Source organism: Rheinheimera sp. SA_1 (assembly GCF_001669775.1).
Classification (GTDB): domain Bacteria; phylum Pseudomonadota; class Gammaproteobacteria; order Enterobacterales; family Alteromonadaceae; genus Pararheinheimera.
Window position 1 is genome coordinate 120963 of record NZ_LXWK01000011.1, and the last position, 13673, is coordinate 134635.

Below are 13673 nucleotides of genomic sequence, written 5' to 3' on the forward strand. Positions count from 1 at the left end.
TTACCTCCGTTGACCAATCAGTTTTCTTCACTAAACCAAACAATATTACGTGCAGCCATAATCAGCGCAGCGGCTTTTTCTTCAGTCATTTTTTCAATATCAAGCAAATCATCGACACCTAATTCAGCCAGGTCATCGAGCGTCACCACACCTTTGCTTGCAAGCACATAGGCGGTGTGAGTTTCTAAACCAGGCAGGTTCAACAGAGCTTCACTCGGGGCAGCACCTTCCAGTGATTCTTCACTGGCCAGCGCACGAGTGGTCAATACAGCCTTGGCTCGTTTACGCAGTTCTTCAACTGTGTCTTCGTCCAGACCATCAATTGCCAGTAATTCGGCTACAGGGACATAGGCAACTTCTTCTAGTGATGAGAAGCCCTCATCAACCAGAATGCCGGCAAAATCTTCGTCAATTTCCAGCGCCGACATGAACAATTCAAGCACCTTGGAATTCTCTTCCTGGTGTTTTTTCTTCATATCAGACACTGACATTACATTCAGTTCCCACTGGGTCAGTTGGCTCGCCAGACGCACGTTCTGACCAGCACGACCAATGGCCATTGGCAGGTTGGCGTCTTCCACAGCGATATCCATGGCGTGACGTTCTTCATCAACAATGATTGAAGCAACTTCAGCCGGAGCCATAGCGTTAATCACATATTGCGCCGGATTATCGTCGTACAGAACTATATCAACGCGCTCGCCGCCTAATTCGCCAGAAACGGCCTGAACCCGTGAACCACGCATACCCACACAAGCACCAACCGGGTCAATCCGGCGGTCATTGGTTTTTACGGAGATTTTGGCGCGTGAACCCGGATCACGGGCAGCACCACGAATTTCAATCATTTCTTCGCCGATTTCTGGCACTTCAATCCGGAATAATTCAATCAGCATCTCTGGACGAGTGCGACTTAAGAATAATTGGGCACCACGGGCTTCCGGATTCACCGCGAATAACAGAGCGCGAATGCGGTCGCCAGGACGGAAAGTTTCGCGTGGGATCATATCTTCACGCGCTAACATCGCCTCGGCATTGTTACCAAGGTCGACAATAATACTGTCGCGGTTTACTTTTTTAACTACGCCGGTGACTAACTCGCCGACCTGATCAATATAAGCTTCAACAACTTGCGAACGCTCAGCTTCACGCACTTTCTGAACGATAACTTGTTTCGCCATCTGCGTGGTAATGCGGTCAAACACGACTGAGTCAATTTGTTCTTCAACATAATCGCCAATCTGTAAATCTGGTTCGTCATACTGTGCAGCAGAAAGTGTCATTTCACGTGTTGGATGTTCCATCACATGATCGTCTGCCACGACTTGCCAACGACGGAAAGTTTCATAAGAGCCGGTTTTACGGTCAATCGCTACCCGAACTTCGATGTCGCTTTCATTTTTCTTTTTGGTAGCGGCGGCCAAAGCGTATTCTAACGCCTGGAAAATCTTTTCACGCGGGACTGATTTTTCGTTAGAAACCGCATCAACTACTAATAAAATTTCTTTTGCCATGTTTTCTGCCTCACTAAGAGCCGGTTAACTTAAAAAACCGGAACTACGTTTGCTTTATCTACGTTATCCATAAGCAAACGATAAGGTTTGCCATCCACTTCAATTACTAACATATCTTCGACGATTTCAATCAGTTGCCCTTTGAATTTACGGCGACCGTCCTGTGGAATGGCCAGCTTCACTTCTACTTTTTGCCCAACAACTTTAGCAAAATGAGCAGGTGTAAATAACGGGCGGTCCAGACCAGGAGAAGAAACTTCGAGGTTGTATTCGTTCTGAATTGGATCTTCAACGTCAAGGATGGCACCAACTTCGCGGCTGACAACGGCACAATGGTCAACACTAACCCCGTCCGGATGATCGATAAATAACCTTAAAGTGGAATGGCGCCCAGCAGGCACGAACTCACAACCCAACAATTCAAAGCCTGCAGCTTCTACAGTAGGGCTTAAAAGTTCAGTTAAACGCTGTTCTTGTTTCGTCAAAGAGACCTCCAGAAATAAAAAAAGGGCATATAGCCCAGAATATTAGTACATCAATACTTCAGATATAAAAACGCCCCGAAGATCGGGGCGAAAAAACATCCGAAAAAACAAGATATCGCCAATCTTGTTTATAAATCTGGTCTGTTGCCTTGATTTACCATCGAACCGAAATGCGGGTCCATCGAGGAAACAGAAGAAGGTTCAAAGAACCTTCCAAGCTACACAAGGTTAGCCGTTTGGCTGACCTACATTCACTTAGTCAAAGTGAATTATGTAACTGGTATTAGTTGGTTGCGGGAGCCGGATTTGAACCGACGACCTTCGGGTTATGAGCCCGACGAGCTACCAGGCTGCTCCATCCCGCGTCCGTAACTGGCGTGCATTATATAGTGCTGAGCACTGTATCGCAAGATTTGTTTTAACTTACACTGACTTGGATTCAATGCCGTAAATCATTGTTTTCTACGAATTACGGCGGATTTCTAGTCATTTTTAGATTGGTGCCGAGAGCGGGACTCGAACCCGCACGCCTAGGGCACTACCACCTCAAGGTAGCGTGTATACCAATTTCACCATCTCGGCTTAACTTTTTACCTTCGCGAACAACAGACTAAGAATTAGTTGCCGACCGGAATATCTTTGGTAGTGTCTTTTTTCTCTTCAACAACTGGTTTGGTTTGCTCAGTTGGAACTACGATATTTTCAAATTCAGATTTCTTTTCGATATGGCTGATATTGTAATTACCGAGAATCAGACTTAATGCAAAAAACGCGATTGCCAAGACCGAGGTAGACCGGGTTAAAAAGTTACCGGTACCTGAAGAACCAAATAACGTCGCTGAAGCACCGGCACCAAAAGAAGCGCCCATGTCTGCACCCTTACCATGTTGAATCAATACCAAACCGATGATGGCGATTGAAACTAACAAATATACTGCGATTACGATTTCGTACATCATGAATCCTGTGCACTTAGGCATATGGCAGCAAATTCTGCCGGTTTTAAACTTGCACCACCAACCAATCCACCGTCGATGTCTGGTTGGGCAAACAGCGCCGCGCAATTCTCTGCATTGACGCTGCCACCGTAAATAATTCTTACCTTCGAAGCTGCCGCATCATCGTACTTTTTCAGATAAGTTCTGATAAAAGCATGCACTTCTTGCGCTTGCGCCGGACTTGCTGTTTCGCCAGTCCCGATCGCCCAGATTGGCTCATAGGCAATGACCGAATGCTGCAGCAATTCAGGGTGCGCAGCATACACTGCATCCAAATGCTGTGCAAGAACCTGCATGGTTTTTTCTTGCTGTCTTTCGGTTAAAGTTTCGCCAAAACAAACAATTGGCGTCATTTTAGCCGCAATTGCCCGCTTGGTTTTTGCCAATACCAACGCATCAGTATCACCAAATAATGCCCGGCGCTCTGAGTGCCCGATAATGACATAACTGGCACCTGCGGTTGCGAGCATATCAGCACTTATTTCACCTGTGAAGGCTCCGCTGACTTCACTGCTGACATTTTGAGCACCCAGTTGATAGCGGTCGGATTTTGGAAAGTCATTCAGAAAGATTACCGGAGGGCAGATCAGAATTTCAGTATTTGATGCTGGTAGCTGCGTCAGCACTTCACAGCATTGAACGGCCAGTTCACAACTACCATTCATCTTCCAGTTTGCTGCAATTAATGGTCTGCGTTGTGTCATGCGAGCTCTCCGTAATAAGCGGGCGAGATATTAACGAACCTCGCCCCGTCAAACAAGAGACAACCGCAAAAAAACGCGGTTACTCACCTGCAAACTTCACATACAGTAAGCCAGAAAATGCCAGCGTTCTATGCTAAATGCGATGCTGAATATTGAGACTGGCGCAGCTAAATCAGCTCGCCAACTTCACAGCAGCAGCTATTTTATCTGCAAAATCTTGTACCTGCTGTTGTTCTCTTCCCTCTACCATTACACGAATTAATGGTTCAGTCCCTGATTTTCTGATCAAAACCCGGCCTTGGCCTGCCAATTCAGCTTCGACACCGGCAATAACTTCCTTCACGTGCAGATTCTCCAAAGGCGCGGTGCCTTTTTCAAATTTGACGTTGACCAGTACTTGCGGCAATTTGGTCATGCCATGACTTAAATCCGCCAAGGATAATCCAGTATCAATCATCGAAGCCAGCACTTGCAGCGAAGCGATAATGCCATCACCAGTTCCGGCATGATCCAGATTCAGCACGTGGCCGGAGTTTTCACCGCCAATCCGCCAGCCTTTTTCCAGTAGCATTTCCATCACATACCGATCACCAACTGAGCTGCGAGCAAACGGAATACCCAAATCAGCCAAGGCTAATTCAAGACCCATATTGCTCATTAGCGTACCCACAACGCCACCGGTTAAGCGGTTACGTTCTTTTGCAGAGCGGGCCAGCATATAGATAATTTCATCACCATCAATCTGCCGGCCAGTGTGATCGACCATCATCACGCGATCGCCGTCGCCATCATAGGCAATACCTAAATCTGCACCTAATTCGACCACCGCTTGTTGCAGCGCCGCGGTATGAGTAGCGCCGCATTTTTCGTTGATATTTAAACCGTTCGGGCTGCAAGCAATGGTTTGTACTTCGGCGCCGAGTTCTTTAAACACGTTTGGGGCGATGTGGTAAGTAGCACCGTTAGCGCAATCGAGCACAATTTTAAAATTGCTCAATGACATATGCTTCGGTAAATGGCTTTTACAAAATTCAATGTAACGGCCTGAAGCGTCTTCAATCCGCTGTGCTTTACCAAGCTTTTCAGAAGTTTCACAGACCATTGGCTGTTCTAATTCGGCTTCAATGGCGCGTTCAATTTCGTCATCCAGTTTGCTGCCATTGGCAGAAAAGAACTTAATGCCGTTATCGTAATACGGATTGTGCGAGGCACTGATCACAATGCCTGCTTCAGCTCGGAAGGTATGAGTCAAATAAGAAACCGCAGGCGTTGGCATTGGGCCTAACAGACGAACATCGATACCAGCAGCAATCAGTCCAGCTTCCAAAGCCGTTTCCAGTAAATAACCGGAGATGCGGGTATCTTTACCAATCAATACTTTGCGGGTGCCGCGTTGGGACAAAACCCTGCCGGCCGCCCAGCCTAATTTCATTGCAAATTCCGGGGTAATAGGAAACTCACCGACCCGTCCACGCACGCCATCGGTGCCAAAATACTTCCTGCTCATACTTGTTCTCCAAAAAAAGTCGCTTGCGCCACCGCGATTGCATCTGCGGTTTCTCTGACATCATGGGCGCGAATGATGCGGGCTCCATGCATAACGGCTATTGTGGCACAGGCAATACTGCCTGCCAAACGTTCTGAGGTATTCCGATTAAGTAATTGTCCGATCATAGACTTACGCGACATTCCAGCCAGAACCGGTAAACCACTGCTGCCCAGCTCGCCAAGACGAGCCAGCAACTGGTAGTTATGCGTCATGGTTTTGCCAAAGCCAAATCCGGGGTCGAGGATCAGTTGCGAAGGCGCAATACCAGCATCAACACAAGCACGGATCCGCGCTTGTAAAAACTGACTGACTTCCGTGATGACATCGCGGTATTGCGGCGCTTGTTGCATTGAATCTGGCTGGCCCTGCATGTGCATCAGGCACACTGGCACTTGTAGTTTTGCGGCGGCAGCAAGCGCACCTTGTTCTTGCAACGCTTTAATATCATTGATGATATCAGCACCTGCAGCGATAGCTTCTGTCATCACTGTTGCTTTGTAAGTGTCCACCGAAATTACCGTATCAAATTCCCGTCGGATCAGTTCAATCACTGGCAGCACCCGGTCTAATTCCTGCTGCAGTGGTACCTGGATTGCTCCCGGCCTGGTTGACTCACCACCAACATCAATGATGTCAGCGCCATCGGCCAGCATACTGGCAACTTGCCGCAGTGCGGCGTCAACACCCACAAATTTGCCACCATCGGAGAATGAATCCGGGGTGATATTTAAAATGGCCATCAACTTGCAACGTTCTAAATTTAATTCACGTTGGCGCGGTAAAACGAGTTTCATTGTTACCCCACATAAAAGATATTGGACATTGCGGCGACAGTAGCGATCAAAATCTGCACATGGCTTTGTTTCTGGCGACTATTGTTTTTGAGCTACGGCGCAGGCAGTTTATTGTCCCAGAAGTAAAAACCCCGACGAAGCCGGGGTTTTGTAGTTGCCTTCAGGCACTGCAGTTGAAAATCAGCTGCTATGGCTTTCTGCAGGTTTGTCGTCAACAACCGGACCAGTTGATTCAGTATTGTCACCATCAGAAGCACCAGGCTTTTTATCTTTTGGTTCCCAATGCTCTGGCTGACGTACTTCACGGCGTGCCATTAAATCTTCGATTTGTTTAGAATCAATGGTTTCATATTGCATTAACGCTTCTTTCATCGCATGCAGGATGTCCATATTCTGTTCGATCATATCTTTTGCACGGTGATAGTTGCGGTCGATGATCGACTTGATTTCGTTATCAATCAGGCTGGCAGTTTCATCAGACATTTGCTTGGATTTACCCATGCTACGGCCTAAGAACACTTCACCTTCTTCATCGGCATATAACAATGGGCCCAGTTTTTCTGAGAAGCCCCACTGAGTCACCATATTGCGGGCAATCGAAGTCGCGTATTTGATGTCTTGCGAAGCGCCGGTCGAAACCGCTTCACCGCCATAAATCAGCTCTTCTGCCAGACGGCCACCATACGCAACTGAGATTTTGCTTTCCAGTTTGCGGCGGCTGACGCTGATGGCATCGGCTTCCGGTAAAAAGAAGGTCACACCTAATGCACGGCCACGTGGAATAATGGTCACTTTGTGCACCGGATCATGCTCAGGGACTAAACAACCTACTATGGCATGGCCTGCTTCGTGATAGGCAGTCATTTCTTTTTCAGCTTCAGACATCACCATCGAGCGGCGTTCGGCGCCCATCATGATCTTGTCTTTGGCTTTTTCAAACTCATCCATGCTGACAACACGGCGATTGTTACGAGCAGCGAATAACGCAGCTTCGTTGACTAAATTCGCTAAGTCCGCACCTGAAAAGCCTGGGGTACCACGGGCAATCACGCTAGCTTTGATATCGTCAGCTAATGGCACTTTACGCATGTGAACTTTCAGAATTTGTTCACGGCCACGCACATCTGGCAAGCCAACAACCACCTGACGGTCAAAACGACCAGGACGCAATAAAGCAGCATCCAGTACATCAGGACGGTTGGTTGCAGCAATAATGATGATGCCTTCGTTACCGTCAAAACCATCCATTTCAACCAGCATCTGGTTTAAGGTTTGTTCACGCTCATCATGACCACCACCTAAACCGGCGCCACGCTGACGGCCAACGGCATCAATTTCGTCGATAAAGATAATACAAGGAGCGGCTTTTTTCGCTTGTTCAAACATGTCGCGCACGCGGCTGGCACCCACACCAACAAACATCTCAACGAAATCTGAACCAGAGATCGTGAAAAAAGGCACCTTGGCTTCACCGGCAATAGCTTTGGCCAGTAACGTTTTACCTGTGCCCGGCGGGCCTACCATCAACACGCCTTTTGGAATACGACCACCCAGCTTTTGAAAACGTGATGGGTCTTTTAAATAATCAACCAATTCGGACACTTCTTCTTTGGCTTCGTCACAACCGGCAACATCCGCAAAAGTAGTTTTGATTTGGTCTTCGCCCATTAGACGTGCGCGGCTTTTACCAAAGGACATCGCACCTTTGCCACCACCACCTTGCATCTGGCGCATAAAGAAAATCCAGACGCCGATCAATAACAACATCGGGAACCAGGAAATGAAAATCTGGCCCAGTAAGCTGCCTTCTTCAGGCTGCACGCCGGTGCCATCAACGCCGTTTTCAATCAGGTCTTTTAACAGACCATCATCGTAGCCGCCTGGGATCACAGTTTGAAAAGTTTGACCATCACGTTTCACGCCAGTGACAGCACCGGTACGATCCACTTTCACTTCGCGGACCTGACCTGACTTCACATCGGAGATAAATTGGGTATAGCTGGTTTGCCGCTCCGTACGATCGGTGGGACTAAAGCTGTTGAACATCGTCATTAATACGACGGCGATCACCAACCAAACCATTAAATTCTTTGCCATGTCACTCAAGGTCATAACCTCTTATTACCAGAAAATGCTTCTGTTGCTACTTTACTAGAGTTTGAAGCCGGTCGCTACGATATAAGTCTCGCTCGAACGTGAACGCGACGAATCGGGCTTGCGGATCCGTACAGTGCTAAATACATTACGAACGTCGAGAACGAATTGATCAAACCCATCGCCGTGAAATACTTTGACCACAAAACTGCCATTTTTCTTCAATACTTTGCCACACATTTCCAGCGCTAATTCCACCAGATACATACTACGGCTCTGGTCGACAGTGGCATTCCCACTCATATTCGGCGCCATATCAGACAACAGCACATCGACATTGCGGCCATCAATGCGCTCAAGCAAAGCATTGAGTACGGCGTCTTCCCGAAAATCACCTTGTAAAAAGGCAACGCCGGCCAATGGATCCATCGGCAGAATGTCACAGGCAATCACACAACCTTCGGTGCCCACCATTTCTGCCGCAAGCTGCGACCAACTACCTGGTGCAGAGCCTAAATCAACCACTGTCATACCTGGTTTGATTAGTTTGTCTTTCGCCTGAATTTCATCAAGCTTAAAAGAAGCGCGTGATCGTAACCCTAATTTTTGCGCTTTTTGTACAAAAGGGTCGGTTACATGTTCCTGCAGCCATCTGGATGAACTGGCAGAACGTTTTTTCTTGGTCATGGAACTACTCTTAAATGGTCTTCCATGCAAGATGGCGGTACAATATGGTAATTTCAAGCTTTCCCAATGGAAAAAGTCCACAAATGAGTTTATCTAACAAACAAAAACAGTTTTTAAAAGCAAAAGCACACGAATTAAAGCCAATCATCCTGTTAGGTGGTAATGGTCTGACGGAAGGTGTGATGGCAGAAATTGATCTGGCGCTGGAGCATCATGAACTGATTAAAGTCAAAGTCCCGAGCATTGATCGGGAAGAAAAAGTTGCGGTGATGGACGCCATTGTCCGTGAAGCCAAAGCCGACAAAGTGCAGACCATAGGACACATTCTGGTGTTATATCGCGCTGCCAAAGAGAAAAAACTGATCCTGCCACGCGGTTAAATCTGTGACATGGCGACTGTTTCCACTTCAGGCAACAGTGCTGCATCGGTCATATCTGCAGTTAAAAAACCCGCCGCCTGCAATGACAGGCGCGCTGTGGTTTCATCCACAGCAAAATTTCGTACTAACGCGTCTGGTCTTTCGACCTCGGTTGCCTTCAGATACTGCCATACCAGCAGCGGGTCGGCTGGCTGAATAATTTCAACGTGTAACAACTGCTGCGCGAAACACCAACGGCTATGCTGCCGGAGTAACTCAAAAACTTCCATCGGACTGGGTTGCCAACCACGCAAATCTAATACCAGCGCCCAAGGTTGCTGAACGAGACCACTAACTAGCGTGGTAAATTCTGCGATATATTCCCGGGTGTTATGAAGTGTTGCTACCCCTTGTGCAGTCACCCAAAGGCTACGATCTTGCAGTTTTAATAAATAAGGTTTTTGATAACGCACAATACGGCCTCAGCTGATTGCCTTCCATTTGCTGTACATTATCAAATCTGCAGGTAGATTTCACCGTCATAGGCATTATATCGCAACCGTTCAACATGACACGTTGACCCGCATGCTGGTCCGCCTAACCAGCACTCCGCCGTGGCGGAGTCTGGTATCAGCTTCAGCTGTGAATTAAAACCGCACTGTGATGCCGAGTCCCGGAAATGGAAAGTCCGGAAACTCGTAGTCGTCTTCATAACTGCTGTAATCCGCATTCCATTCCTGCTCCTGCACGGTTTTACTACCATACAGATTCAGCACTTCAAAATACATCGTCACCGGGTACTGGCCCCACTGGGTGCGATAATCAACCCTGGCGTCCAGCCGGTGCAGGGCATTACGTCTGCCGCCATTTAACTCACCTTCTATCGGATCATAAAAAATAGGCGGTTTGCTTTGGTCTGGCTGACCATTTTGCTGTGGATATACCGGTTTGGCACCAAAAATCTCAGTGAAACGCCGGCCGCTCTGATACCGCCATTTCATGCCCACCTGCCAGGCTTCATCCCACTCATAATTCAACACGACGTTGATAATCAACGGAATATCCCATTCATAGTTGAAGTCCTGCCCTGTCAGGTCATTGTGACGTTCCGTTTTGGCGTAACCCACACTCAACCAGCCATACCAGCCATCCGCTTGGTCGCGGTTAAGCAGAAACTCGGCACCACTGGCCTTGCCACTGCCACCGTTTAAATAGGCGGGTAACTGCACATTGACCGATTGCGACAAGTCAGTAGCTTGCCTTGCTGGATTACTGACAAATAATTTATCCAGCTTTTTATGATATAAATCCAGTTGCCAGCGCCACAGCGAAGAGATGCGATGCTCCAGCCCCAGACCCAGATGATCGGCCTGTTCCAGTTCCAGCTCTGGATTGCCAAACACCGCCGATAGCATTTCGACCCGACGAAACCATTGGTGGTGCTTTCCTGCGGTCAGATCCAGCTGCCAGTCCGGATGAATTTGCCAGGTCAATGCCAAACGCGGTTCAGCAAAAGATTCATCGGTAAAATCATTCTGATCCAGAGCCACCCCGGCTTTTAGCCACCAGTTCTCGTTCAGCGGCTGGTGATAGTTCAAATGGCCACTAATAAATTGCACATCAACACTGGCATTTTCACTGCGGATAGGCGCGTAAAAACCTGGCGGACAAACATTCAGTTCCGGATTACAAGGCTGGGCTCGGCCCATGGCCACCCAATCAATTTGTTGTTGCTTCAATTCTGCCCCCCAATGGAGTTCAGCAGAACCCAGCGAACTGACCGTCGCCGATTTGATCAGCCATTCGCTGATATCATTATCGAGATTCCAGGAAATCCCTTCGGCAATTTCTTCTGAACGCTTGAGAAAGTTCAGTCCCAGCTTGCTATCGCCAAGCGAACTCTGATTATCCCACAACAGACCCAACTGCTGATAACTGCTTTCATAACCTTCACCGCTGGCTAAGTCGGGATTTTTCGCCACGTCCCGGCTGCCTTCATCAAACCGTCGCCGTACTTTGTCTTTGGCCCCTGTGGCAATCACCCGCAGCTGATTTGTGTCATTGATATCCCACACCAGTTTGCTCTGAAAGTCGTTATTTTTCGGCGGAGTGGAAAAATCAAACTCTTCATCTTCAATAAAATTATCGATATACAGGTGAATAAAACTTTGTCGCAGCGAAAAATAAAACGCAGTGTCTGGACTGAGCTGACCTTCGTACAACATCGACGATCGAATGGCGCCGACGTCAAGAAACCAACCAGATTGGTCAAACGACGGATCCCGCAATTCGGTGACAATCACCCCACCGGTGGCATCTTTGTATTGTGGATCCCAACTGCTGCTGTACAAGCTAAAACTTTGAATGAGCAACGGATTGATAGTGCTCAAACCATCATTGTGAAATACATAACCGACCGGCAAAAAATCAGTCTGATATTCGTTGTCAACCGGCGAACTGCCGCGGATTGCCGGACGTGCCACTGGCCCACCGGTAGCGGGTGTTGCCAGCGTCACCCCGGGCAAGGCTTCCAGAGCCCGGAGCGGGTCATTACCGGCCCCTGCCACATTGAGAATTTTCTCACTCCCCAGTTTCAAACCAAAAGGCCGGCGCCCCAGCACCTGCACCACCTCGATGTCGTCTTTGGCAGCTGCTTCAGCATCATCAAGCGATGCGCTGGTTGGCTCAACTTGCTCAGCACAAACGGGAAGCTGGAACATCAGACCCGCCAGCAAGGCACAAACAGGAACCGGTTTGTGATGAAATTTCATAAAACCTCCATGGATTACTGATCGTCAAATCAGATAAACTAAAAACTACATGTCAAACACATTTAACTAACCAGAACGTAACCTCAATCGAGCAGAAGTCGACTTTGGTATCGCGTCTTAGGATACTGAGGACGAAAAGTCAGTTCGGTGACAGTTACACCAGTGGGCAGGTTTTTGCACCAACGGGCAGACAACAAACCCGCTGGTGCATCAACCGAACAACAAAGGGAAGCCTGATTAACATGTTGGTTGCTGATTTTGCTAAAAATGAGATGGACCCAAAAATCTATTTCTATTCAATTGGTTTTATTTTGGCGTTGTTATTTGCCTTACTCGACAGTAATCCACAGGCACTTGCCTTGCCACAGTTACTAGGGATCTGGTTATTCCAGGGACTGGCGCCAGTGTCGTTATTAATGTTTTGTCAGCAATGGCTGCAAAAAATAGCGTTACTCCAGCAAGGTTCGCCTTGGGTGAAACTATTGTGCTGTGGCATTTTTGCCAGTGTGTTATTTGCCGGTCCGGCGTTGCTGGTGGATGTCTGGATGGGTTTGAACCCACATTATTATCGATGGGAAAGCTGGCTAGAGGCTTGGTTAACTGAAATCGTCGCTATTGCACCTATGGTGACCATCGGCTGGCTTGCGGCCAATGCCCCCTGGTTACTAGGCTGGCGGATGATCCGGGCAGTACCAGCGTCCGTGATGACGGGCAATGCCCCCGTCACAACCACCCCATTCTCATCTACCGCATTCACCCCGCCCCCTTTTATTACCACATTGGGCGATCATGCCACAGAGCCCCCACAAAATTTTGGTCGACAAATAGCGCTGCCGGATGACGATGCTTTTGCCGGTTTTCAGCGTCAGTTACCAGTGGACCGTCGTGGACACATCCTTTACCTGAAAGCAGAACTACATTATTTATTAGTGGTCACCACTCAGGGACGTGCTTTGATCCTCAGTAGCCTGAAAGATGCGGTGGCTTCGCTCCCTGCCAACAGCGGTTTTCAGCCGCACCGCTCGTATTGGGTCAATCTGGCTGTGGTGAAAAAACTGACCCGCCAGGGTCGGCAGGGCCAATTAATTTTGTATGATGGCAGTAAAATCCCCGTCAGCCGCCAGCAACTGGCGAACGTGACAGAGCTGTTACAGCAGCGTGCGAACGAATGACCGCGTGCTCACACCACACTGGCTAGTTTAAAGACAGCGGCAACACCAGCGTAAACAACTGCTGTTGACGCCAAAAATATTGTCCCTGCAACATTGTAAATATCGAACCGCCAGTCGACCAGCCAATTACTCGGCCTGCCTCGCCGCTACTGATCGCTGCATCTGGTGTGGCAAAGTGATATCACATTGGCGAAACAAATTGGGCCGAGAGCGCATCGCCTGATATCGGCTAATCAACAAAGTTGCCGATTAAGCCTGCCAAAGAAGTTCCGAGTACCAGATCTTATCTATTTCCTGCGCCATATCCCCTCCTTGAAAACAGTAGCCAACAGCGTCTAGCCCAAACCAGCGGCAGTTGGCAACTTTTAATTTTAATGAATCAAGCTCTTTTCAGCTGTGGCAATCGGAAAATGTAGACAAATGCGGGCTGAGCAGGCCCGCCAAATGCTGCAGCGCTGGCCAATGAACAGACTTCGAGCCGGTTACGGCAGCCAATTAATGTCATTCTGGCGACCGGACGATCCAATTAACTGTCCTTCACCACTA

12 protein-coding genes and 2 tRNA genes are annotated in these 13673 nt (G+C 48.3%); 2 read left to right on the forward strand and 12 right to left on the reverse strand.

Annotated elements, in window-relative coordinates; genetic code table 11:
• Positions 1–17: 17 nt before the first annotated feature.
• The 10 genes from nusA to rlmE form a co-directional block, all read right to left on the reverse strand.
• Entirely contained in the window at positions 18–1514 is a 1497-nt protein-coding gene (gene nusA, locus A5320_RS01785) for a transcription termination factor NusA (protein WP_068060137.1), read from the reverse strand.
• A gap of 29 nt (positions 1515–1543) precedes the next feature.
• Positions 1544–1999 (reverse strand): ribosome maturation factor RimP, encoded by a 456-nt coding sequence (gene rimP, locus A5320_RS01790; protein WP_068060139.1) that lies wholly within the window; start codon positions 1997–1999, stop codon positions 1544–1546.
• Positions 2000–2287: 288 nt separating this feature from the next.
• Positions 2288–2364, reverse strand: a tRNA-Met gene (locus tag A5320_RS01795).
• Between the two features lie 133 nt (positions 2365–2497).
• Positions 2498–2581 (reverse strand) — tRNA-Leu (locus A5320_RS01800).
• 35 nt (positions 2582–2616) lie between these two features.
• Positions 2617–2955: a preprotein translocase subunit SecG gene (gene secG / locus A5320_RS01805; RefSeq protein WP_068060142.1), complete on the reverse strand. Its 339-nt coding sequence runs from the start codon at positions 2953–2955 to the stop codon at positions 2617–2619.
• A complete protein-coding gene (tpiA, locus tag A5320_RS01810; protein WP_068060145.1) occupies positions 2955–3701 on the reverse strand; it encodes a triose-phosphate isomerase in 747 nt (248 codons plus the stop codon). The genes secG and tpiA overlap by 1 nt, the downstream gene beginning before the upstream one ends.
• 172 nt (positions 3702–3873) lie before the next feature.
• The gene (gene glmM / locus A5320_RS01815; RefSeq protein ID WP_068060148.1) at positions 3874–5208 is read right to left on the reverse strand and encodes a phosphoglucosamine mutase; all 1335 of its coding nucleotides are present in this window, start codon (positions 5206–5208) and stop codon (positions 3874–3876) included.
• Positions 5205–6044, reverse strand: coding sequence for a dihydropteroate synthase (gene folP / locus A5320_RS01820; protein ID WP_068060149.1), 840 nt, complete (start codon positions 6042–6044; stop codon positions 5205–5207). Before folP ends, glmM begins: the two co-directional genes overlap by 4 nt.
• A gap of 180 nt (positions 6045–6224) precedes the next feature.
• Positions 6225–8141 carry an ATP-dependent zinc metalloprotease FtsH gene (gene ftsH, locus A5320_RS01825; RefSeq protein WP_068062834.1) on the reverse strand — a complete coding sequence of 639 codons (1917 nt, stop codon included), beginning with the start codon at positions 8139–8141 and terminating at the stop codon, positions 6225–6227.
• A 54-nt stretch (positions 8142–8195) separates the two neighbouring features.
• Positions 8196–8825: a 23S rRNA (uridine(2552)-2'-O)-methyltransferase RlmE gene (gene rlmE / locus A5320_RS01830; protein ID WP_068060152.1), complete on the reverse strand. Its 630-nt coding sequence runs from the start codon at positions 8823–8825 to the stop codon at positions 8196–8198.
• A gap of 83 nt (positions 8826–8908) precedes the next feature.
• Between rlmE and yhbY the strand changes: the two genes are divergently transcribed.
• On the forward strand, positions 8909–9205 hold the full coding sequence (gene yhbY / locus A5320_RS01835) for a ribosome assembly RNA-binding protein YhbY (RefSeq protein ID WP_068060155.1): 297 nt from the start codon (positions 8909–8911) through the stop codon (positions 9203–9205).
• Here the strand turns inward: yhbY and A5320_RS01840 are convergent.
• Positions 9202–9657 carry a hypothetical protein gene (locus A5320_RS01840; RefSeq protein WP_068060158.1) on the reverse strand — a complete coding sequence of 152 codons (456 nt, stop codon included), beginning with the start codon at positions 9655–9657 and terminating at the stop codon, positions 9202–9204. The two genes, yhbY and A5320_RS01840, sit on opposite strands and share 4 nt — an antisense overlap.
• Before the next feature lie 174 nt (positions 9658–9831).
• A complete protein-coding gene (locus tag A5320_RS01845) occupies positions 9832–11955 on the reverse strand; it encodes a TonB-dependent receptor plug domain-containing protein (protein ID WP_068060159.1) in 2124 nt (707 codons plus the stop codon).
• A gap of 242 nt (positions 11956–12197) precedes the next feature.
• Here A5320_RS01845 and A5320_RS01850 point away from each other — a divergent pair, with 242 nt between their 5' ends.
• Positions 12198–13127, forward strand: coding sequence for a LytTR family DNA-binding domain-containing protein (locus A5320_RS01850; RefSeq protein ID WP_068060162.1), 930 nt, complete (start codon positions 12198–12200; stop codon positions 13125–13127).
• The last annotated feature ends 546 nt before the right edge of the window (positions 13128–13673 follow it).